Raw genomic sequence first — 19,980 nt, forward strand, 5'->3', positions numbered from 1 at the left:
CGCAAGCCCTCTAGCTTACCAAGCGCCTCGCGGTGACCCGCTTTTATCCGGGTACGGCCGCCTTACCAGCCCAGGCCGACGCGCAAGACCAGCATCACCGCCGTGCCGCTGACGATGGTGCCCAGGATGCCGCGCTTCCAGAAAAAGTAGGCGCTGCCGACAGCCACCGCGAAAAGACGCGCATCCTGCCAGCTATGAATCAGCGCCCCCTTGCTCATCACGATCTCGGGCGCGATCACCGCCGCCAGTGCCGCCAGCGGCGCATAGCGCAGGCCCTGCTTGGCCCAGTCCGGCATCGGCAACTCGCGCCGGGGCAGCAGAAAGAAGCTGCGCGTCAACACGGTGATCAACGCCAGGCCCGCAATGCCAAGCACCGTTTCCCAAGTGCTCATGCCGCCTCCTTGTTGCTGCGGCTGGCGTCCGGCAGGCGGTGATCCATCAACAGTCCCACAGCCACTGCCGCCGCGATCGCCACGACGATGTTCAGGCGCAGCGGCAGCGCATAGGCGGCCACGGCGGCGCAGGCGGCCACACCGGCCGAAATCCAGCTCTTGCGGTCGGACAGCAGCGAATAGGTCAGCCCCAGCAGCGCGAGCACGCCGGCAAAACCCAGCCCCCATTCGGTCGGCACGCGGTCGGCCAGAAAGATGCCAGCCACCGAAGGAATCTGCCAGGCCGCCCAGTTCAGACAGACCCCGCCCCAGTAATAGGGCAGCTGCTGTTCGCGCTCCTGCTCAGGCGCAGGAAAGCGGCGCATGAAGGCAACGTAGTTCAGGTCGGCGGCAAAGTAGCCAAAACGCAGCCGCTGCCACAGGGGCAGGTGGCCGATATAGAGCCGCCATTGCGCGCTGAAGATGACGAAACGGAGGTTGACGCAAAAGGCCGTGGCCCACAGCACCCACAGCGGGGCGCCGCTGGCAATCAGTGGCAACGCGGCCAGCTGCGAGCTGCCGGCAAAGACGATCAGGCTCATCAGCAGCGCCAGCCCCGCCGACAAGCCGCTCTTGACCATGGCCACGCCGGTGACCAGGCCCCAGGCTGAGATGCCCAGCGTGATGCCCAGCATTTCGCGGGCGCCACGGCGGAATTCAGGATGACGCCAGCGCGCCAGCACAAAGGACTGCATGGCCGGCATTGTCACCGCAGCGCTGGCGCCGCGCTGACGCGGCCCGGGCGGCGTGCGGCCTGCGCGCAGCCGGCCGCTTCATGTACCCAATGGCTCAGTTGTTGAGCTTGTGCACCCGGCCGCTGCCCGCAGTGGACATATGCAGCTCCGGATTGCCCAGATAGCTGACGTCGCCCGACCCGGCGATCGAAATGTCCAGCTTTTTGCTGGCCTGCACGACAACATCGCCGCTGCCGGCAATGCGCACCTTGGCATCGTCAACGACCAGGCCCTTGGCCTTGATATCGCCGCTGCCGGCCACCGAAACGTTCAGGTTCGCCGCATTGCCGCTGGCAACGATATCGCCGCTGCCGGAGACGCTGAAGCCGACGCGCTCGGCCTTCAGGTCGACAAAGTTGATGTCGCCGGAACCGGCGATGCTGGCCTTGAGCTCGCTGGTCTGCATCGCCTCGACCTTGGCCGAGCCCGAACCAGCAATCGACAGGCCGCGCAGCGCGCCCATATCGATGCTGATTTGCGGCGTCGTCGAGCTGCTGATGTAGTAGCCGCGCCGGGTAGCGATTTCCAGCGTGCGGCCCTTGGCGGATTCGACGACCTTGGTTTCCAGATAGGGCAGCACGTTCTTGTCGGCCTTGATCTCGAGCTTGCCATTGCCGCCTTGGCGTACGACCAGTTTGAAGTCGCCGGCCAGAGAAATGGCGTCGTAGCTGCCGGGCTCGCGCTGTTCGGTCGTCACCTCGCCATCGCCACGTATCCGTTCACCCGAACCCCAGTTGAAGGACCAGGCATTCGCCGTGCCGCTGGCCATAACGGCCGACATGGACAAGAGACTAACGGCAAACAGACGGCGGGATGTGTTCATGAGCGCGCTCCGTGTGGTGGGTTTGCAAGCGTGTTGCGGTGAGCGCATCTTGCGTCGCGGCCCGAAGCGGCTCCAGCCGGCTTCGACGAAATGCCGCACGGCGGGCATCAATTGCGCGCTGCCCGTGGCGAACGGACTTCGGCCAGCGTTCAGTGAGCCGCGGGCTTGGCGTCTTTGGAGCCTTCCTTGGCGCCGGACTTGTCGGCGGATTTGTCCACGGCCTTGTCGCCGGGCTTGCCTGGGCTCTTGCCAGTGCCCTTCTCCGCTGTCTTCTCGGCTGGTTTGGCGTCGCTGTGCTTGTCCTCGGCGGGCTCTTCGGGCTTGGCCGCGCCGGGCCTCGGCACCACCGGCGTGATGCCTTCGAGCTTGTTCTCGCGCATGTACTCGTCCATCTCCTTCCAGCCGGTGAAGACAGCCGCCTTCTGGGCCTTGGGATTGAGCGTGTAGCAGTCCTCGATGGCACGCGAGGCATGGCGGCAGGCGCTGCCCACGGCCTTGCCCTCGGCCTCCTTGGCCGCGGCGATTTTGGCCGGGTCGTCAATGCCCAGCTGCTCGCAGCCGCTGAGCAGGGCCAGTGGGCAGACGAGCAGGGACAGGCGCAGCAAATGCTTCATGTCTGCAGTATCGGCTGCCTGACGCCGTGCTTGAGGCTCAGCGCAGCCGCTCGCCGGCTTGCAGCGGCCGCGCTTGCAGGAAGGCACTCGCCGGCAGGCGCTTGCCGCCGGCGCGTTGCAGTTCCAGCAGGCGCAGCGCGCCGCTGCCGCAGGCAATCAGCGGGCCGCTGGCATCGACGCCCAGCACCGTGCCCGGCGCGGCGTCGCTTGTTGTCGGCACTGCCTCGGCGCGCCAGATCTTCAGCGTTTCCTCGCCCAGCTGGGCGGCGCCGCCAGGGAAGGGATCGAAAGCGCGCAGCCGGCGCGCGATCTGCTCGGCGCTTTGCGACCAATCGATCGCGCTCTCGGCCTTTTCGATCTTGTGGGCGTAGCAGACCCCTTCCTCAGGCTGCACCTGCGGATGGAAACCACCGCAGGCGGCCAGCTCCAGCGCCTCGACGATCAGCCGCCCGCCCAGCGTGGCGAGCTTGTCGTGCAGGCTGGCCGTGGTGTCGGTGGCGGCAATCGGCAGGCGCTCGATCAGCAACATGTCGCCGGTGTCCAGGCCCGCATCCATCTGCATGATGGTGATGCCGGTCTCTGCATCACCGGCCTCGATGGCGCGATGGATCGGTGCCGCGCCGCGCCAGCGTGGCAGCAGCGAGGCATGGATGTTCAGGCAGCCCAGGCGCGGCAGGTCCAGCACCCACTGCGGCAAGATCAGGCCGTAGGCGGCCACCACCATCACATCGGCGTGCGCCGCCAGCAAGGCTTCGCGAGCGGCCGCGGCCTCATCTGGGTACTTGCCGTCCAGGCGCAAACTGCGCGGCTGCGCCACCTGGATGCCGTGCTGCAGCGCCAGCTGCTTGACCGGCGAGGCCTGCAGTTTCATGCCGCGGCCGGCCGGGCGATCCGGCTGGCTCAGCACCAGCGGCACCTCGATGCCGGCCGCCAGCATTGCGGCCAGCGCCTCGGCGGCGAATTCCGGCGTGCCGGCAAATACGGCGCGCATGCCCATCAGCGGCGGCCCTGCTCGTCGCGGGTCTTCTTGATCATCTTGGTCTTGATGCGATCGCGCTTCAAGGGACTCAGGTATTCGACAAAGACCTTGCCCATCAGATGATCCATCTCGTGCTGCACGCAGACGGCCAGCAGCCCCTCGGCCTCGAATTCATGCGGCTGGCCGTCGCGACCCAGCGCGCGCACCTTGACCCATTTGTGGCGCTGCACCTTGTCGTAAATGGCCGGCACGGACAGGCAGCCCTCCTCGCCTTCGCTCAGCTCGGCGCTGGTTTCGATCAGCTCGGGGTTGATCAGCACGCGCGGCGTGTCGCGGTCTTCTGAGGTGTCGATGACGACGACGCGCTCATGCACATCGACCTGGGTCGCAGCCAGGCCAACGCCTTCGGCCGCGTACATGGTTTCCAGCATGTCGTCGACCAGGGTGCGGATACGCTCATCGACCTCGGCCACCGGCTTGGCCACGGTGTGCAGACGGGGGTCGGGGTAGCGCAGGATGTTCAGTTTCGCCATGGGATTCCAGTGCCGCGCTGTGGAATCGTTACAACGCGGCTTTGTAAGTGCATGCAAGAGCGACGAGGCGCCCGGCGGTTTCATTGCGACGCCCCCCGAATGGGGGCAGAATCGTCGCACGCCTTGCGGATTTTCGCCGATCTTGGCTCCTGCTTGTCTCGTGGTGCTTTTTGCGGCCCGGCAAGCCCCCTCGTTCGCCAACAAACACAGCGCCATGCAACCGTCTGTCACGGCAAGGCGCGGGAGAAACTTGATGAGTTCATGGCCGATGCGCAGCCCCAGCCTGCCCAAGCTGCTGTCCAGCAGCGTGATGGCCGCAAGTGCGCTGGCATGCCTGCTGCCAGGCCCGAGCAGTGCCAGCGGGGTCCCGCCGGTCAGCGCAGAACAACGTGAAACCGCCGAGCGCGTCGCCCAGGCCGGTGTGCCGCTGAGCGAGTTGGCCGCCGACGCGCCAGACAGCCACACCGTCAAGCCAGGCGACACGCTGTGGGCCATTTCCGGCCTGTTCCTGAAGAGCCCCTGGCGCTGGCCCGAGCTGTGGGGCATGAATCGCGAGCAGATCAACAACCCGCATCTGATCTATCCCGGCCAGGTGCTGGTGCTGGTGAAGAGCAACGGCCGCGCCAGCCTGCAACTGGCCCAGCAGGTCGGCAGCGCAGGTACCGCCGGCCTGCCCAGCTACAAGATGGGCCCCAAGGTGCGCGCCACCCGGGTCGACGATTCACCGATCTCGTCGATCCCGCAACACCTGATCGAGCCTTTCCTGAATGAGGCCGTGGTCTTCAATGCCGACGATCTGGCGCTGGCGCCGCGCATCGTGGCGGCACAGGACGGCCGCGTGCTGTTGACCCAGGGCGATCTGGCCTACGCACGCGGCGATTTCAGCCAGGCCACCGACTACCGCATCTTCCGCCGCGCCGTGCCGCTGCGCGATCCGTCGACCGGCCAGGTGCTGGGCTACGAGGCGCGCTATGTGGGCACCGCCAGTTTGAAGCGCCAGGGCGAGCAGCGCCAGCTGGCCGGCGGCAAGACCGAGACCGTGCCGGCGACGCTGACGATCAAGTCGGTCCATGAAGAGGTCAATGCCGGCGATCGCCTGTCGCCGGTGCTGCAGCGCGATTTCACCCGCTATGTGCCGCATGCGCCGGCCGGCGAGATGCGCGGCCAGATCGTCTCCGTCTATGGCGATGCCCTGACCGCCGGCCAGAACCAGGTGGTGGCACTGAACCGCGGCGCCGCCGACGGGCTGGAGCGTGGCCATGTGCTGGCGCTGTGGCAATCGGGCCGCACGATCAAGGACAGCACCGCAGCCAAGCCTGATATGTTGCAGCTGCCTGATGAACGCCATGGCACGCTGTTCGTTTTCCAGGTCTATCAGCGCGTGTCCTACGCGCTGATCGTCGCGGCACAGGCGCCGGTCCGCGCCGGCGACCGCTTCACCCAGCCCTGAGGCAGCTCGGCCATGGGCCAGGCCAGCGAAGCGGATGAGCTTTCGGCCTGGTTGCGGCTGGCCTTGAGCCCGGGGCTGAGCCGTGCGGCCGCACGCCGCCTGCTCGCCGGCCTGGGCTCTCCGCAGGCCGTGCTGGCCGCCGGCCCTGCGGCTTGGCGCCACTACCTGAACGACAAGCAGATCCAGGCCCTGGCCGCGCCGGAAGCGGACTGGCCGCAGCGCCGTGATGCAGCTCTCACCTGGCTGCAGGCCACCGAGCACAGCACTCCCAGGCAGCTGCTGACACTGGCCGATCTCGACTACCCACGCGGCCTGCTGGAGACCGCCGACCCACCACTGCTGCTCTTTGTGCAGGGCCGGCGCAAACTGCTGGCGGCCGACATGCTGGCCGTGGTCGGCAGCCGCAATCCCAGCCCGCAAGGCAGCGACAACGCCGAAGCCTTCGGTGAGGCCCTCAGTGCCAGCGGGCTTTGCGTGGTGTCAGGTCTTGCCCTGGGCATTGACGCGGCCGCCCACCGCGGCGCGCTGAAGGCCGCTGGCAGCACCATCGCCGTGCTGGGCACCGGCATCGACAGCATCTACCCGCGGCGCAACGCCGCGCTCGGGGCAGCCATTGCCGAGCGAGGCCTGCTGATCAGCGAATACGCGCCCGGCGCACCGGCGCTGCCGTCCAATTTTCCGGTGCGCAACCGCATCATTGCGGGCCTGGGCCGAGGCTGCCTGGTCGTCGAGGCGGCCCTGCAATCGGGATCGCTGATCACCGCCCGGCTCGCTGCAGAGGCCGGCCGCGAGGTGATGGCGATTCCGGGCTCCATCCATTCGCCGCTGAGCCATGGCTGCCATGCCCTGCTGCGCGAAGGCGCGACCCTGGTGGAGACAGTTCAGGATGTGCTGGATGCCATTGGCAGGCCGGCCCCTGTCGCGAGCAAGCCGGTGGCGAAGGCGCGTGCCGAGCCGGCACCGATAGGCACTGCCGATCCAATCAACAGTTTGCTGGACTGCATGGGCCATGATCCGGTCAGCCTCGATGCCCTGATCGCCCGCGGCGGCTGGCAGGTGGCTCAACTCAATGCGCTGCTGCTGGAGTTGGAATTGCAGCAGCGGGTGGCGCGGCTGCCGGGGGGCCTGTTTCAGCGTCGCGGCCAGGGCTGAAATGCCCTGGCAACTGCGCCGAGCAATGCCCTTGCCACCCCTTTGTTCCCGGATTTCGGGCTTTGGGGGCCTGGGTTATAGTGCCTGCATGTTCGACGTGCTGGTCTACCTTTACGAAACCTACTGGCGCCCGGACGCCTGTCCGGATCATGCCCAGCTGACTCGCAAATTGTCGGCCGTCGGCTTCGAGAACGACGAAATTCAGGAGGCCTTGTCCTGGCTTGATGGCCTGGCCGCCGCGGCGCAGTCCTACAAGGGCGAGCAGGGCCAGAAGAGTTTGCGCGTCTATTCGCGGGACGAACTCGAACACCTGGGTGAAGCCTCGGTCGGCTTCGTCAGCTTCCTGGAATCCGCCGGCGTACTGCCGCCGCCGATGCGCGAAATGGTCATCGACCGCGCCATGGCCATCCCCGGCGCCCCGATGGACCTGGAAGACCTGAAGATCATCGTGCTGATGGTGTTCTGGAGTCTCGGCGAAGAACCCGACGCGCTGATCCTCGACGAACTCTTCGTCGCCCCGGAAGACCGGCTGATCCACTGAGCGCAAGCGCTGGCGGCGCCGCAACGCCAGCCACACACTCCGAAGAAGGCGTGCTCCGCAGGAGCACCGCCGCCCACTCCAGCAGAATGCGAGGATCCGGCTCCGCCGGTCCTACGCATTGCCCCCTTGAGGGGGAGGCGCGCAGCGCCTCGGGGGTGGGCTAATTCAGCAGTCGCGAAGGATCCACATCCAGCTTGGCCAAGGCATTGCGCGTGGCCTTGACGGTGAGTGCCTCGTCCTGCGCCGGCAGCAACAGGCCGGCTTGCAGGAAGGCGGCCAAGCGGCTTTGCTGGAACAGCACGCCGCGGCCCTTGGACGAGACGAACAGCACCAGATGGTGGCGCAGGCCGCGCCAGGCCAGCTGCACCGGCTCGACCCGGCCGCGATAGTCCAGCATGTACCAGGAGCCGACCTGCAACTCCTTGGCCCAGGCCAGCATCGCCGGCGTCGGCGCCGAGCCGCCCTCGGCGACCACCTCCATGCCGTCGCTCTCGTGGCTGGAAAGATCTCGCACCAGCGCCTCGTTGAGCTCGCCGCTCTCCGAATCAGGCAGCATCGCTTCCAGCGTTTCGAGCTGGCCCATCAAATCATCAAGCCGCTCGCGCGGAATCACCGCCGCCTTGGCGGTGAAGGCCGCGGCCAGCGAGTTGTTCAGCGCGCGAATGTGCTCATCCTGCTTGGTCGACGACAGGCCGGCATGGCCCATGCCCTCGCGCAGCATCTTCAGCAAGGGCGGCAGCCGGCGAATCACCTCGGCGCGCTCCTCGCGCGACACCTTGGCACTGGCCGACCAGATCAGATCGGCGGCAGCCCGTTTCATCTGCTTGGTCTGATCCGACTGGGCGCCGCTGCGCACCGCGGTGACCGCCAGCACATCGGCCCAGATCTGGAACAGGAACTGGCGCACGCCGTCCTGCACCGGCACCTCGCTGAGCATCTTGCGCAGCTCGATGGTGTACTGGATGGCCAGGGTCTCGCGCTGTTCGATCTGCTGAGCCAGCGACACGCCCTTGCGGCTGGCGCTGTTTTCCTGCTCGAAGTAGTGGCTGAGGAATTTCTCGAATTCGGTCAGCACGGTCTGAAAGACACGCCGCCCGGTATCCGGATAGGCCTCGACCACCTGCACCACCCGCTTGATCTCACGCTCCAGCGCCTCGCTGACATCACCGCCCGAGGCCGAATTGAAGCCCATCACGCAGGCGCCCATGCGGTCGATCAGGCGGCGCGCCGGGTGGTCGTTGGTGGCGAAAAAATCGGGCTCGCTGACGGCCACGCGCAGCACCGGCATCTGCAGCCGGGCGAACCAGACGCGTATCGTTGCCGGGATGCGCTCCTCGGTCAGGATGGCCTGGAACAGCAGGGCCACGACCTCGATGGTGGCGCGCTCGGCCGGCGTGTCGGCGGCCTGCTTGAGCACCTGCTTGAAGGCCTGGTTGCGGGCCTTGACTTCCTCCAGTTGCTGCGGTGCCGGCGAGCCGGTGGAGTGCACCGCCTGCGCCTTCTTCGCCAGCGCTTCCTGCGCGTGGCTGATGGCGGCATGCAGCCGCGCTGACATCGTCACCGGCCCGGCGGCCTGGGCCTCATGTTCAGCCTCCTTGCGGGCGGCCAGTTCGCTGGTCTTGCCACTGAGCTGTGCCGGCGTGCGCTTGAGCTGCGGCGCCATCGAGGGCACCTGACGACCCAGCACGCGTTGCAGCTGGGCCAGCACCTGATCGGCCTGGCTGCGCACCGCGCTTTGCACCGAGGCCACCATGCCCGAGGCGGCACTGCCGCCGGCCTGCTGACCCTGGGCCAGCGCGCCAGGCGCCGAAGGCAGGTCCAGCGGCAAATCTATATCCATGGCGCCGGGCGCGGCAGGCGGCCCGCCGAGCGGCAGATCGATGTCCATCGGCTGCGCCTGCGAGCTGGGCGTCGGGCTGGCCGTCAAGGGCGCAGCCATGCTGAGGCCTGCACGCTGGGTCGTACCCGGATTGACCGGGGCGCGACGAATGAAGGGTCGCAGATCGATCTCGGGCATCACCTGCTGGGCAATCAGCCAGCGGTTGGTCTCGTGATAGGCGGCACCGAGCAGCTGGGCGAATTCGTCCTGCAGCGGGCCTTGCAGCATCTGCCATTCGCTCTGGCCCAGGCCCACGCCATACCAGGCTTCCAGCGCCAGCCGCGCCACCACATGGGAGCGCAGCAGATCCTGCTGCGGCAGATCGTCCTGGCGTTCCAGCATCTGCATGCGGGTACGCAGATCGGTGAACTCCCAGGTGGCACTGTCCAGCATGGCCAGCGACAAGCGGGAGCCCGAAATCTCACGTTCGATGGTGATGTCGTCGACCAGGGACAGGTCGGCGGTGCGGCCCAGTGGCATGGCCGCTGCGCGACTGTCGCCGACGCCATGGGCGGCCGCCTGCCGCAGGGCCTGGGCGAAGGCGGCGAACCACTGGCCGCCGTGGCGGTTCCAGACTTCGACGCCATCGCGGCGCGCCACCGCCACCGCGTACTCGGCCGGCATCAGCAGCAGCTGCGCGGCGGCCTCATTGAGCACGGCGGCCATGTGCGCGAGACCCCGCACCAGGGCCTCCGTATAGACGCGCCGCGCTTGCGATGCCAGGGCTGCGTTGCGGGCGTCAGGGGCAGTCATGTAGAGCGCTAGAACTCGGTGCTTTCAATGCAGAGGACTCTACACCACCGCTCCGGCGTTCGGATCGTCCGGATCTTCCTTGTTCAAGGGAACCTTGACCAGGTCTTCGCGCTTCACACCCAGCCACATGGCGATCGCCGCGGCCACGAAGACCGAGGAGTAGATACCGAACAAAATGCCGATGGTCAGCGCCACGGCAAAGTAGTGCAGCGTCTGGCCGCCAAAGATCAGCATCGACAGCACCATCAGCTGCGTGCAGCCGTGGGTGATGATGGTGCGGCTCATCGTCGACGTGATCGCGTGGTCGATCACCTCGTGGGTGTTCAGCTTGCGGTACTTGCGGAAGGCCTCGCGCACCCGGTCGAAGATCACCACTGATTCGTTCACCGAGTAGCCCAGCACGGCCAGCACGGCGGCCAGCACCGACAGCGAGAACTCCCACTGGAAGTAGGCGAAGAAGCCCAGGATGATGACGACGTCGTGCAGGTTGGCGATGATGCCGGCGACGGCAAACTTCCACTCGAAACGGAAGGCCAGGTAGACCATGATGCCGATCACCGTCACCAGCAGGGCCTTGGCCGCATCTTCGGCCAGCTCGGCACCGACCGAGGGGCCGACCACTTCGCTGCGCGACAGCGTCACCGGATTGGCACCGGCCGCAGTGGCGCAGACCTGCTTGCTGATCGCCTCGCCCTTCTCGCTGATCTGCTGCACCCGGGTCACCGTGCCGCTTTCGGCGCTGCACAGCTCGGTGAAGACGCGGTCAACGACCTCGGTCTGCTTCAGCGTCTTGTGCACCGGCAGGCGGATCATCACATCGCGCGAGCTGCCGAACTTGCTGACCTGGATCTCGCCAAAGCCCATCTTCTCGACGGTCTCGCGGGTCTTGACCAGGTCAGCGGCCTGCGCATAGGCAACTTCAACGACGGTGCCGCCGGTGAACTCGATCGAGTAATGCAGGCCCTTGGTGAACAGAAAGAACACCGCGGCGGCGAAGGTCAGGAAGGAGATCGCGTTGAAGATCAACGCGTGCTTCATGAACGGGATGTCCCGTTTGATGCGGAAGAGTTCCATATCGTTTTCCTAGCGGCCTCAGGCCTTCAGGTCGGAGGCAGGGGCGGCGGTCTCGGCGACGGCGCCAGCTTCAGCGGCAGGCTTCCAGATCTGCCCGACGGACAGTGCCTTGAGCTTCTTCTGACGGCCGTACCAGAGGTTGACCAGCGCCCGCGAGAACATCACCGACGAGAACATCGAGGTCAGGATGCCCAGGCAGTGGACGACGGCAAAGCCGCGCACCGGGCCGGAGCCAAAGGCCAACAGCGCCACACCGGCGATCAGCGTGGTGACGTTGGAGTCCAGAATCGTCGCGAAGGCGCGCTCATAGCCGGCATGGATGGCCGCCTGTGGCGAAGCGCCCGCACGCAGCTCTTCGCGCACCCGCTCGTTGATCAGCACATTCGAGTCGATGGCCATGCCCAGCACCAGCGCGATGGCGGCCATGCCGGGCAGCGACAGCGTCGCCTGCAGCATCGACAGCACCGCCACCAGCATCAGCAGATTGAAGGCCAGCGCCAGCGAGGAGAACACGCCGAACAGCATGTAGTAGACGCACATGAACACCGCGACGGCGGCAAAGCCCCACATCACGCTGTTGATGCCCTTGTCGATGTTTTCCTTGCCCAGGCTGGGGCCGATGGTGCGTTCCTCGATCACTTCCATCGGCGCAGCCAGCGAGCCGGCGCGCAGCAGCAGCGCGGTATCGGCCGCTTCCTGGGCCGACATCGAACCCGAGATCTGGAAGCGATTGCCCAGCTCGCCGCGAATCACCGGCGCCGTCACGACCTCGCCCTTGCCCTTTTCGAACAAGAGGATGGCCATGCGCTTGCCGACGTTCTCGCGCGAGACGTCCTTCATGATGCGAGCACCCTTGGCATCCACCGTCAGATGCACGGCGGGTTGTTGGTGATCATCAAAACCGGGCTGCGCGTCGTTCAGGTTGTCACCAGTGATGATGACCTGGCGCTTGACAATCAGCGGCACGCCTCCACGCTCGGTGAAGCGCTCGGTGCCGAAGGGCACGGCGGCGCTGCCGGCCAGCGCGGCCTGGGCCTCGGCGCTGTCGTCGACCATGCGCAGCTCCAGCGTCGCGGTGCGGCCGATGATGTCCTTGGCCTTGGCGGTGTCCTGCACGCCGGGCAGCTGCACGACGACACGATCCTGGCCCTGCTGCTGAATCACCGGCTCGAAGGTGCCGAGCTCGTTGATACGGTTGTGCAGCGTGGTGATGTTCTGCTTCAGCGCCGCATCCTGCACGGCGATCATCGCCTTGGGCTTGAGCGCGCCGCTGAGCTGCAGGTCTTCGCCGCTTTGCAGCGGGGTCCATTGCACATCGGGCAGCTGATCGCTCAGCAGGGCGGCGGCCTTGGTCCGGGTCTCGGCATCGCGGAAATTGACGACGACGTTGTTGCCATCGCGGCTGATGCCGGCGTGGCGGACGTTCTTGTCGCGCAGCATCGTACGCACATCGCCGGTCAGCGCCTCGGCCTTCTTGGTCAGCGCCGACTTCATGTCGACCTGCAGCAGGAAGTGAACGCCGCCGCGCAGGTCCAGGCCCAGATACATCGGGAAGGCATGTAGCGACTTCAGCCATTGCGGCGAGCGCGACACCAGGTTCAGCGCCACCACATAGGACGGATCGGCCGGATCGCTGTTGAGCGCCTTGCTGATCACGTCCTTGGCCTTGATCTGCACATCGGTATCGCTGAAGCGGGCGCGCACCGAAGTGCCTTCCAGTTCGACGAAATCGGCGTCCAGATTGGCCGCCTTCAACGCCTGCTGGATGCGCGGTACCAGGGTGTCGTCGACCTTGACGGTGACCTTGCCGCTGGCGACCTGCACGGCCGGGGCCTCGCCGAAAAAGGTCGGCAAGGTGTAGATCGTCCCGATCAGCAGCGCGATGATGAGGATCGCGTACTTCCACAAGGGATAACGGTTCATGAGGACATCCTCTGCGGCCGGCGGCAAGGCCGGCTCCTGGACTGAAAAAGCCTGGGCAGGCATGCCCGGCGCTTGCGCGCCGGACCAGGCCCGGAAAAGCCGAACGCCGGACGGTGCCGGCGCTCAAGCGGGGTCAGGTCTTACTTGATCGTGCCCTTGGGCAGCACCTGCACGATGGCTGCGCGCTGCACCTGGATCTCGACGCCATGGGCCACTTCCAGATGGGCGAAGCTCTCGCCCAGCTTGCTGACCTTGCCCAGCACGCCGCCGTTGGTGACGACCTCATCACCCTTGGCCAGCGCATCAATCATGGCCTTGTGTTCCTTCTGGCGCTTCATCTGCGGACGAATCATCACGAAGTAGAGCACCACGAACATCAGCACCAGCGGCAGCATGCTCAGCAGGCTGTTTTCGCCACCCGCGGCGGCCGGCGCGGCGGCTTGGGCAAAAGCGTTGGAAATAAACACGTCAATATCCCTTTGGAATGGCCCGGCGTCACGCAGGCTTGCGCAACACCCGGGCGGAAGAACCGCGGATTGTAAGCGGGGCCTCTGTTCATAGATGCCCGCGCTTGCCCGAACAGCCGGATGTGGGGTTGACATCCGGCCCTTCAATGCATATTCTGCAAATATATTAACAAACGAACTCCGCGAGATCCCATGACCGAGACCTCCCTGCCGCGCTGGACCGGCATCTTCCCCGCCGTCACCAGCAAGTTCACATCCAACGAAGACCTGGACATTGCCGCGATGGAGCGGCACTTTGAATTCCTGATCAGCCATGGTGTCGATGGCCTGGTGACCTGTGGCTCACTGGGCGAGGCCAGCACGCTGACGCTGGAAGAAAAGCTGGAAGTCGCCAAGACGGCGCTGCGCGTGGCCAATGGCCGCGTGCCGGTGCTGGCCAATGTGTCCGAGCTGAGCACCCGCGAGGCGCTGCGCTATGTGGACGGCTGCAACAGGCTGGGCGTGCAGGGCCTGATGCTGATGCCGGCGGTGGTCTATGCCGCCGACACCCGCGAGGCCATGGCCAATGTGCGCACCATCGCCAATGCGGCGCAGCTGCCGACCATGGTCTACAACAACCCGGTGTCCTACCGTGTCGACCTGAAGCCGGAAGACTTCCAGGAGCTGGCCGACTGCCGCTGGCTGGTCGCCATCAAGGAGTCGACCGACAACATCCGCCGCGTCACCGATCTGCGCAATGCGCTGGGCACGCGCTACCAGCTCTTCATCGGCGTCGACGATCTCAGCTTCGAAGCGCTGGCCTTGGGCTGCGACGGCCTGCTGGCCGGCCTGTGCACCGCCTTCCCGGCCGAAACGGTGGCGATCTACAAGCTGATGCAGGCCAAGCGCTACGACGAAGCGCTGAAGATCTACCAATGGTTCATGCCGCTGCTGCACCTCGATGTGTCGGCCAAGCTGGTGCAGAACATCAAGCTGGCAGAGACGATGGTCGGCGTCGGCAACGAATTCGTTCGCCGGCCGCGGATGCCGCTGGTCGGCGCCGAGCGCGAGCGGGTAGCCACCATCATCCAGCGCGGCATCGACAGCCGGCCGGACCTGAGCGGCCTGTTCTGAGCAGGATGGCGCAGCGGACCGGGTGAAAGCAGGGATGGGCTCAGGCGCGCACAGCTGCGATGATGTGCAGATGACAGCCAAGCACCACCTCAAGCTCGCCCCGGCCACCGATGCGCCGAATGCCGAACTGACCGACCCGGCTGACAAGCGCCGCGTGGCAGACATGGCCTATGACGCGATCGAATCGATGATCGCCACCCTGGTGCTCAAGCCGGGTGCTCCGATCGTTGAAGCCGAACTGATCGAGCGTACCGGCCTGGGCCGAACGCCGACCCGCGAGGCGCTGATGCGCCTGGTCGCCAACGGCCTGATCGTCCAGCTGCCGCGCCGCGGCCTGCTGGTGTCCGACATCCAGCTGGCCGAGCACCTCGATCTGCTCGAAGCCCGGCGCACGCTGGAACGCCTGATTGCTCAGACCTCGGCGCGACGCGCCACACCGCCGCAGCGCGAGGCCTTGCAGCATTGCGCCGCCGATATGGCCGCCGCCGCCAAGCGCGGCGACCTGCCCGGCTATATGCAGGCCGACCAGGCACTCGACCATGTCAACCACCAGGCCTGCCGCAATACTGCGGCGGTGGCCGCGGTGATTCCGATGGTGATCCAGTGCCGGCGCTTCTGGTATGCCTATCAACACCAGGGCGACATCGCCGAGGGTGCCCGCTGCCATGTGCTGCTGGCCGACGCCATCGCGCGCGGCCAGGCTGACGAGGCCGGCGCCGCCAGCGACCGCCTGATGGACTATCTGCGCCAGTTCGCGCAGCAGGTCATCGCCTGAACCCTTTTCATGACCACGCCGACACGCATCATCGATTCCCACACCGGCGGCGAGCCGACCCGCATCATCGTCAGAGGCGGCCCCGCGCTCGGCGACGGCTCCATGGCCGAGCGCCTGCAGCGGCTGCGCAGCGAGCACGACCACTGGCGCAGCGCCCTGGTCAACGAGCCGCGCGGTTCCGATGTGATGGTCGGCGCCCTGCTCTGCGAGCCCGAGCGGGCCGGCAGCGCGGCCGGCGTGATCTTCTTCAACAACGTCGGCTATCTGGGCATGTGTGGTCACGGCAGCATCGGCCTGGTGGCCACGCTGGCCTATCTGGGTCGCATCGGCGTCGGCACGCACCGCATCGAAACACCGGTCGGCGACATCAGCGCGCAGCTGCATGAGGACGGCCGGGTCAGCATCCACAATGTGCCGGCGTGGCGCCACCGTGCTCAGGTCGCCGTCACACTGGACGGCCGCACTTACCACGGCGATGTGGCCTGGGGCGGCAACTGGTTCTTCCTTTGCGCCGACCACGGCCTGACGCTGACGCTGGAACACGCCGAGGCGCTGACCGATTTTTCCTGGCGCCTGCGTCAGGCCCTGGCCGCCCAGGGCATCTGCGGCGCTGACGGTGGCGAAATCGACCATATCGAACTGACCGGCCCCGCCCTGCAGCCGGGCAACCATGGCCGCAACTTCGTGCTCTGCCCTGGCAAGGCCTACGACCGCTCGCCCTGCGGCACCGGCACCAGCGCCAAGGTCGCCTGCCTAGCGGCCGATGGCAAGCTCACGCCGGGCGAGCTCTGGCAGCAGGAAAGCGTGATCGGCAGCTGCTTCACGGCCAGCTACAGCGCCGGGACTGAGGGTCAGGTCTTGCCCACCATCACCGGCCGGGCCCATATCAATCTGGATGCCCAGCTGATTGTTGATGCCGATGACCCCTTCGCCTGGGGCATCACGTCCAAGCGCTGATGCTGCCGCGCTCCCGACAGGCTGACGTGCTGATCGTCGGCGCCGGCATCGTGGGCGCCGCCTGCGCACGCGAGTTCGCCGCACAAGGCCTCACGGTGACGGTGATCGAGCGCGGCGCCATCGGCGGCGGCGCCACCGCTGCGTCGATGGGCCATCTGCTGGTCGTCGATGCCGAGGGCAGTGCCGACGACACCGAATTCCAGCTCTCGCACCGCTCGATGCAGCTGTGGCAGGACTGGCTGGATCAGCAGCCCCAGCGCGCCGCCAGCGTCGAGCACCATCGCCTCGGCACACTGTGGTTGGCCGCTGACGAGGAGGAATTGCAGCTGGCCGCCCGCAAGGCTGCCTGGCTGCAAGGCCGCGGCCTGCAGGGCCGGCTGATTGACGCCGCCGAGCTGCAGCGCCTTGAGCCGCACTTGCGCCCCGGCCTCAGTGGTGCCCTGCATGTGCCAGCCGATGCCCGCGTCTACCCGCCCAAAGTGGCGGCCCAATGGCTGCAGGAGGCCGGTGCCACCGTGCTGCGCGGCGAGGTGACAGCGATCGAACCCCATGGCGGCCTGCGCCTGCGCGATGGGCGGCGGCTCTGGGGCGCAATGACGGTGCTCTGCGGCGGGCTGGACAGCCGCCGATTCGCCCCGCCCGGCGCGCTGCTGGCCAAGAAAGGCCACCTGGCCATCACCCAGCGCCACGCCGAGCTGGTGCGCCATCAACTGGTCGAGCTCGGCTATATCAAGAAGGCCCATCTGGTCGATGCCGACACGGTGTCCTTCAACGTTCAGCCCCGCCCCGGCGGGCAGCTGCTGATTGGCTCCTCGCGGCAAATCGGCAAGGAAGACATGGCCGTCGAGCTGCCGATGCTGGGCGAGATGCTGCGCTGCGCGACCGGCTATCTGCCGGTGCTGGAGCAGCTGAGCCTGTTGCGTTGCTGGACCGGCCTGCGCCCGGCCAGCGCCGATGGCCAGCCCTTGATTGGTGCCCATCCAGCGCTGCGCCACTGCTGGCTGGCCTGCGGGCACGAAGGCCTGGGAATCACCACCTCGCTGGCCAGTGCCGAGCTGCTGGCCGATCTGGCGCTGGGCCGCGAAGTGCGGCTCGATGCCGCGCCCTATTCACCCGCGCGATTTCAATCCCCATGAAGCTGGCCGCCCCGACGATAACGATGGAAATCAACGGCCAGCCCCAGACCGTCGCCGTGGGCTGCAGCGTCGCTGCGGCGCTGGCCCAGGCCGGCTTCTTGGCCACGCGCCGCTCAAGCAGCGGCACGCCGCGAGCCGCCTTCTGCGGCATGGGCCAATGCCAGGAATGCCGGGTGTGCATCGATGGGCTGCCGGACCGACTGGCCTGCATGACGCCGGTGGCTGAAGGCATGCGCGTGGAGTGCCAGCCATGAGCGCAGCGCTGCAGGCGCAGGCTCTGGTCGTCGGCGCCGGCCCGGCCGGCATCGCCGCGGTGCAGCGGTTGATCGCTGCCGGCCGTCGCACGATCTGGATCGACAACCAGGCCCGCCCCGGCGGCCAGATCTGGCGCGGCGGGCCGGAGCGTAAGGCGAGCGCCCAGGCACAAGCCTGGGCCGCCTCAGCCGCGCGCTGGCAGGACAGCCCCTTGCTGACCCGGCTGCACAGCCACGCGGTACTGGCAGCCGAAAGCCCCACCGCCTTGCTGTTGGAAGACATGCGCAGCGGCCAGCCCTGTCGCGTGGCTGGCGAGCAGCTCTTGTTGGCCTGCGGCGCACGCGAACGCCTGTTGCCCTTTCCGGGCTGGACCCTGCCTGGCGTCACCGGCGCCGGCGGGCTGCAGGCCTTGGTAAAGGGTGGCTGGCCAGTGGCCGGCCGAAGGGTCGTGCTGGCCGGCAGCGGCCCGCTGCTGCTGGCCTCGGCCGACACGCTGCGCGCCGCAGGTGCCGAAGTCGTGCTGATCGCCGAACAAGCCAACAAATCCAGCCTGGCACGCTTTGCCACGGCGCTGCCGGCCGGCAAGCTGGCGCAAGCCGCCAGCCTGCGCTGGCGACTGCGCCAGAGTCGCTATCAGGCGGGCCTGTGGCCGGTGCGCGCGCTGGGCGAACAGCGCCTGGAGGCGGTGGTGCTCAGCGATGGGCACAGCGAATCAACGATCACTTGCGACGCGCTGGGTGTCGGCTTCGGCCTGCTGCCCAATACCGAGCTGGCCGAGCTGCTGGGTTGCCGTATCGAAGCCGGCGCGATTGCCGTCGATGCCCAGCAGCGCACCTCGCTGCCCGGCGTTTTTGCCGCTGGTGAATGCTGCGGCATTGGCGGTGTCGACAAGGCCCTGCTCGAAGGCGAGCTGGCGGCCCGCGCGATGCTCGGCCAGCCACTGGACGATTTGCGGGCTCAGCAACGTCGCCAGCAGCGCTTTGCCCGCGCGCTGGCGCAGCACTTTGCCTTGCGGCCCGAGCTGCTGAAGCTGGCCGAGGCCAAGACCCTGGTCTGCCGCTGTGAGGATGTGAGCCTGGGCGAGCTCAAGGCCTGGCCCGATTGGCGCGAGGCCAAGCTGCAGACCCGCTGCGGCATGGGCGCCTGCCAGGGCCGCATTTGTGGGCCGATCACCGAGCAGCTGCTGGTCTGGCCCAGTCGTGGCCTGCGCGAGCCGCTGCAGCCCGCGCCGCTGCGCTGCCTGCTCGGCAGTACTGAGCAAGGCTCAGCGTAGGGCCGCGTAGGCGCTGTCGCTGACCTCAGCGCCCTGCGCCACATGGCGCGAGAAGGCATCGATGAAGGGTTCCAGCTGATCCAGCGGCAGCCTGTCGATACCAGCTGCGGCCACTCGCCCGCCACCACCCAGATAACGACTGCACAACGCCTCGGCATTGATGCCGGCGCTGGTGCGCAGGCTGACCAGGTAGTCGCCATCGCTGCGCCGCGTCACCACCGCGATGGCGCGAGCCTGGCCCTGGCTCATCAGCCGGTTGGCCAGGGAACCGCACAGCCGCCGCGCCCAGGTCTCACCGGGCAGCAGATAGAGCTCGGCGCCATGGCCACGCCACAGCGCCTGCAACTGGCCAAGCCGGCGCTCATCGTCGACAAAGCCCTGCTCCAGCTTTTGATAGATCTCGGCCCGGGCGACGAAATCGAAGGGGTTCTCGTAGCCGTGCAGCACCTGGTAGAGCCGCTCCGGCGGCACCAGCAGATCGCTGACCGCCTCGCCATAGGCGTTGTAGTTCAGCAGCTGGCCCAGCCGTGCCAGCGCGCTCGTCTGCGCCTCGTCCAGGCCCTGCTGCTGGGCCAGCTCGCGGCCCACGCGCTGCAGGTTGTCGCCAAAGGCCGCAGTGATGGCCCAGAGCCGGTAGCGGCCCTGCAGGCGCTGGTCGACCAGCAGGCTGGTGCACAGCTCCGGCGATTCATCGATCGTCAGGCGCAGTCGCGGATGGTGAAAGCGCTGGTGGGCGGCATGGTGGTCGATGTAGTCGACCTCGGCGCCGCCATGCAGCAGGCGGCGCAGCGGCTCGGCATTGCGGTCCAGGCTGATGTCCAGCACGGTGACCCGCGCCTCGGCCTGCGTCGGCACCCGCTGCAGCAGCGCGATATCACGCTTGACGCCGGTGACACGGTGCGCCTGGCGCGGCTCGGCCATACGCAGCTGGTGCAGCGCGCAAATGCCGTCGGCATCGCCATTGAACACATCGAAAGCGGAGATATCAGACATCGGCCACAAACTCATCGGATCACCCGTACGGTTGACAACCATAACGCAATGGCGCGGCACCGCCGCAGACCCGCCCCGGCTCGACGCCGGCCTTTGTAGTTTCGGCCAGCTTTCGAGAGACGCAC

The 19,980-nt window shown here is 67.1% G+C and carries 20 protein-coding genes; 9 read left to right on the forward strand and 11 right to left on the reverse strand.

Annotated elements, in window-relative coordinates:
* Positions 1-62: 62 nt before the first annotated feature.
* The 6 genes from RQP53_RS11090 to def form a co-directional block, all read right to left on the reverse strand.
* Positions 63-392 carry an AzlD domain-containing protein gene (locus RQP53_RS11090; RefSeq protein ID WP_315650383.1) on the reverse strand — a complete coding sequence of 110 codons (330 nt, stop codon included), beginning with the start codon at positions 390-392 and terminating at the stop codon, positions 63-65.
* Positions 389-1,126 (reverse strand): AzlC family ABC transporter permease, encoded by a 738-nt coding sequence (locus RQP53_RS11095; RefSeq protein ID WP_315650384.1) that lies wholly within the window; start codon positions 1,124-1,126, stop codon positions 389-391. Before RQP53_RS11095 ends, RQP53_RS11090 begins: the two co-directional genes overlap by 4 nt.
* Before the next feature lie 94 nt (positions 1,127-1,220).
* Positions 1,221-1,988 carry a head GIN domain-containing protein gene (locus RQP53_RS11100; protein ID WP_315650385.1) on the reverse strand — a complete coding sequence of 256 codons (768 nt, stop codon included), beginning with the start codon at positions 1,986-1,988 and terminating at the stop codon, positions 1,221-1,223.
* Between the two features lie 149 nt (positions 1,989-2,137).
* Positions 2,138-2,602, reverse strand: coding sequence for a hypothetical protein (locus RQP53_RS24755; protein WP_434064080.1), 465 nt, complete (start codon positions 2,600-2,602; stop codon positions 2,138-2,140).
* A gap of 37 nt (positions 2,603-2,639) precedes the next feature.
* Positions 2,640-3,593 (reverse strand): methionyl-tRNA formyltransferase, encoded by a 954-nt coding sequence (fmt, locus tag RQP53_RS11110; protein WP_315650386.1) that lies wholly within the window; start codon positions 3,591-3,593, stop codon positions 2,640-2,642.
* Between the two features lie 5 nt (positions 3,594-3,598).
* Complete coding sequence (def, locus tag RQP53_RS11115) at positions 3,599-4,114, reverse strand: peptide deformylase (protein ID WP_315650387.1); 516 nt, start codon at positions 4,112-4,114, stop codon at positions 3,599-3,601.
* Positions 4,115-4,367: 253 nt separating this feature from the next.
* On the opposite strand from def, the gene RQP53_RS11120 reads away from it, so the two are divergent.
* From RQP53_RS11120 to RQP53_RS11130, 3 genes are all read left to right on the forward strand, one after another.
* Positions 4,368-5,564: a LysM peptidoglycan-binding domain-containing protein gene (locus tag RQP53_RS11120; RefSeq protein WP_315650388.1), complete on the forward strand. Its 1,197-nt coding sequence runs from the start codon at positions 4,368-4,370 to the stop codon at positions 5,562-5,564.
* 12 nt (positions 5,565-5,576) lie between these two features.
* The gene (gene dprA, locus RQP53_RS11125) at positions 5,577-6,716 is read left to right on the forward strand and encodes a DNA-processing protein DprA (RefSeq protein ID WP_315650389.1); all 1,140 of its coding nucleotides are present in this window, start codon (positions 5,577-5,579) and stop codon (positions 6,714-6,716) included.
* A gap of 88 nt (positions 6,717-6,804) precedes the next feature.
* Positions 6,805-7,257: a Smg family protein gene (locus tag RQP53_RS11130; protein WP_315650390.1), complete on the forward strand. Its 453-nt coding sequence runs from the start codon at positions 6,805-6,807 to the stop codon at positions 7,255-7,257.
* Between the two features lie 160 nt (positions 7,258-7,417).
* On the opposite strand, the gene RQP53_RS11135 is transcribed toward RQP53_RS11130, so the two are convergent.
* The 4 genes from RQP53_RS11135 to yajC all read right to left on the reverse strand — a co-directional run bounded on the left by RQP53_RS11135 (position 7,418) and on the right by yajC (position 13,353).
* Positions 7,418-9,889 (reverse strand): DUF1631 family protein, encoded by a 2,472-nt coding sequence (locus tag RQP53_RS11135; protein ID WP_315650391.1) that lies wholly within the window; start codon positions 9,887-9,889, stop codon positions 7,418-7,420.
* Positions 9,890-9,928: 39 nt separating this feature from the next.
* Positions 9,929-10,963, reverse strand: coding sequence for a protein translocase subunit SecF (gene secF, locus RQP53_RS11140; protein ID WP_315650392.1), 1,035 nt, complete (start codon positions 10,961-10,963; stop codon positions 9,929-9,931).
* Between the two features lie 18 nt (positions 10,964-10,981).
* Positions 10,982-12,886 carry a protein translocase subunit SecD gene (gene secD / locus RQP53_RS11145; RefSeq protein ID WP_315650393.1) on the reverse strand — a complete coding sequence of 635 codons (1,905 nt, stop codon included), beginning with the start codon at positions 12,884-12,886 and terminating at the stop codon, positions 10,982-10,984.
* A gap of 140 nt (positions 12,887-13,026) precedes the next feature.
* Positions 13,027-13,353: a preprotein translocase subunit YajC gene (yajC, locus tag RQP53_RS11150; protein WP_315650394.1), complete on the reverse strand. Its 327-nt coding sequence runs from the start codon at positions 13,351-13,353 to the stop codon at positions 13,027-13,029.
* 192 nt (positions 13,354-13,545) lie between these two features.
* Between yajC and RQP53_RS11155 the strand changes: the two genes are divergently transcribed.
* The 6 genes from RQP53_RS11155 to RQP53_RS11180 all read left to right on the forward strand — a co-directional run bounded on the left by RQP53_RS11155 (position 13,546) and on the right by RQP53_RS11180 (position 18,862).
* Positions 13,546-14,466 carry a dihydrodipicolinate synthase family protein gene (locus tag RQP53_RS11155; protein WP_315650395.1) on the forward strand — a complete coding sequence of 307 codons (921 nt, stop codon included), beginning with the start codon at positions 13,546-13,548 and terminating at the stop codon, positions 14,464-14,466.
* 127 nt (positions 14,467-14,593) lie between these two features.
* Positions 14,594-15,241, forward strand: a complete 648-nt coding sequence (locus RQP53_RS11160) for a GntR family transcriptional regulator (protein ID WP_434064083.1) — start codon at positions 14,594-14,596, stop codon at positions 15,239-15,241.
* 9 nt (positions 15,242-15,250) lie between these two features.
* Positions 15,251-16,198 (forward strand): proline racemase family protein, encoded by a 948-nt coding sequence (locus RQP53_RS11165; protein ID WP_315650396.1) that lies wholly within the window; start codon positions 15,251-15,253, stop codon positions 16,196-16,198.
* Positions 16,198-17,334, forward strand: a complete 1,137-nt coding sequence (locus RQP53_RS11170) for an NAD(P)/FAD-dependent oxidoreductase (RefSeq protein ID WP_315650397.1) — start codon at positions 16,198-16,200, stop codon at positions 17,332-17,334. Before RQP53_RS11165 ends, RQP53_RS11170 begins: the two co-directional genes overlap by 1 nt.
* A complete protein-coding gene (locus RQP53_RS11175) occupies positions 17,331-17,588 on the forward strand; it encodes a (2Fe-2S)-binding protein (protein ID WP_315650398.1) in 258 nt (85 codons plus the stop codon). Before RQP53_RS11170 ends, RQP53_RS11175 begins: the two co-directional genes overlap by 4 nt.
* Complete coding sequence (locus RQP53_RS11180; RefSeq protein WP_315650399.1) at positions 17,585-18,862, forward strand: FAD-dependent oxidoreductase; 1,278 nt, start codon at positions 17,585-17,587, stop codon at positions 18,860-18,862. The genes RQP53_RS11175 and RQP53_RS11180 overlap by 4 nt, the downstream gene beginning before the upstream one ends.
* On the opposite strand, the gene RQP53_RS11185 is transcribed toward RQP53_RS11180, so the two are convergent.
* Positions 18,854-19,855, reverse strand: coding sequence for a DHHA1 domain-containing protein (locus RQP53_RS11185; RefSeq protein WP_315650400.1), 1,002 nt, complete (start codon positions 19,853-19,855; stop codon positions 18,854-18,856). The two genes, RQP53_RS11180 and RQP53_RS11185, sit on opposite strands and share 9 nt — an antisense overlap.
* Between the last annotated feature and the right edge of the window lie 125 nt (positions 19,856-19,980).

The sequence above is a fragment of the Roseateles aquae genome, assembly GCF_032337115.1.
Lineage (GTDB): Bacteria > Pseudomonadota > Gammaproteobacteria > Burkholderiales > Burkholderiaceae_C > Roseateles_C > Roseateles_C aquae.

What these genes read in the sequence shown, in the direction of transcription:
- RQP53_RS11165 (WP_315650396.1), top strand. Translation starts at nt 15,251, where the DNA reads ATGACCACGCCGACACGCATCATCGATTCCCACACCGGCGGCGAGCCG.
- fmt (WP_315650386.1), bottom strand. Translation starts at nt 3,593, where the DNA reads ATGCGCGCCGTATTTGCCGGCACGCCGGAATTCGCCGCCGAGGCGCTG.
- RQP53_RS11135 (WP_315650391.1), bottom strand. Translation starts at nt 9,889, where the DNA reads ATGACTGCCCCTGACGCCCGCAACGCAGCCCTGGCATCGCAAGCGCGG.
- RQP53_RS24755 (WP_434064080.1), bottom strand. Translation starts at nt 2,602, where the DNA reads ATGAAGCATTTGCTGCGCCTGTCCCTGCTCGTCTGCCCACTGGCCCTG.
- secD (WP_315650393.1), bottom strand. Translation starts at nt 12,886, where the DNA reads ATGAACCGTTATCCCTTGTGGAAGTACGCGATCCTCATCATCGCGCTG.
- secF (WP_315650392.1), bottom strand. Translation starts at nt 10,963, where the DNA reads ATGGAACTCTTCCGCATCAAACGGGACATCCCGTTCATGAAGCACGCG.
- RQP53_RS11130 (WP_315650390.1), top strand. Translation starts at nt 6,805, where the DNA reads ATGTTCGACGTGCTGGTCTACCTTTACGAAACCTACTGGCGCCCGGAC.
- dprA (WP_315650389.1), top strand. Translation starts at nt 5,577, where the DNA reads ATGGGCCAGGCCAGCGAAGCGGATGAGCTTTCGGCCTGGTTGCGGCTG.
- RQP53_RS11170 (WP_315650397.1), top strand. Translation starts at nt 16,198, where the DNA reads ATGCTGCCGCGCTCCCGACAGGCTGACGTGCTGATCGTCGGCGCCGGC.
- RQP53_RS11155 (WP_315650395.1), top strand. Translation starts at nt 13,546, where the DNA reads ATGACCGAGACCTCCCTGCCGCGCTGGACCGGCATCTTCCCCGCCGTC.
- RQP53_RS11090 (WP_315650383.1), bottom strand. Translation starts at nt 392, where the DNA reads ATGAGCACTTGGGAAACGGTGCTTGGCATTGCGGGCCTGGCGTTGATC.
- RQP53_RS11185 (WP_315650400.1), bottom strand. Translation starts at nt 19,855, where the DNA reads ATGTCTGATATCTCCGCTTTCGATGTGTTCAATGGCGATGCCGACGGC.
- RQP53_RS11095 (WP_315650384.1), bottom strand. Translation starts at nt 1,126, where the DNA reads ATGCAGTCCTTTGTGCTGGCGCGCTGGCGTCATCCTGAATTCCGCCGT.
- RQP53_RS11100 (WP_315650385.1), bottom strand. Translation starts at nt 1,988, where the DNA reads ATGAACACATCCCGCCGTCTGTTTGCCGTTAGTCTCTTGTCCATGTCG.
- RQP53_RS11180 (WP_315650399.1), top strand. Translation starts at nt 17,585, where the DNA reads ATGAGCGCAGCGCTGCAGGCGCAGGCTCTGGTCGTCGGCGCCGGCCCG.
- def (WP_315650387.1), bottom strand. Translation starts at nt 4,114, where the DNA reads ATGGCGAAACTGAACATCCTGCGCTACCCCGACCCCCGTCTGCACACC.
- RQP53_RS11120 (WP_315650388.1), top strand. Translation starts at nt 4,368, where the DNA reads ATGAGTTCATGGCCGATGCGCAGCCCCAGCCTGCCCAAGCTGCTGTCC.
- RQP53_RS11175 (WP_315650398.1), top strand. Translation starts at nt 17,331, where the DNA reads ATGAAGCTGGCCGCCCCGACGATAACGATGGAAATCAACGGCCAGCCC.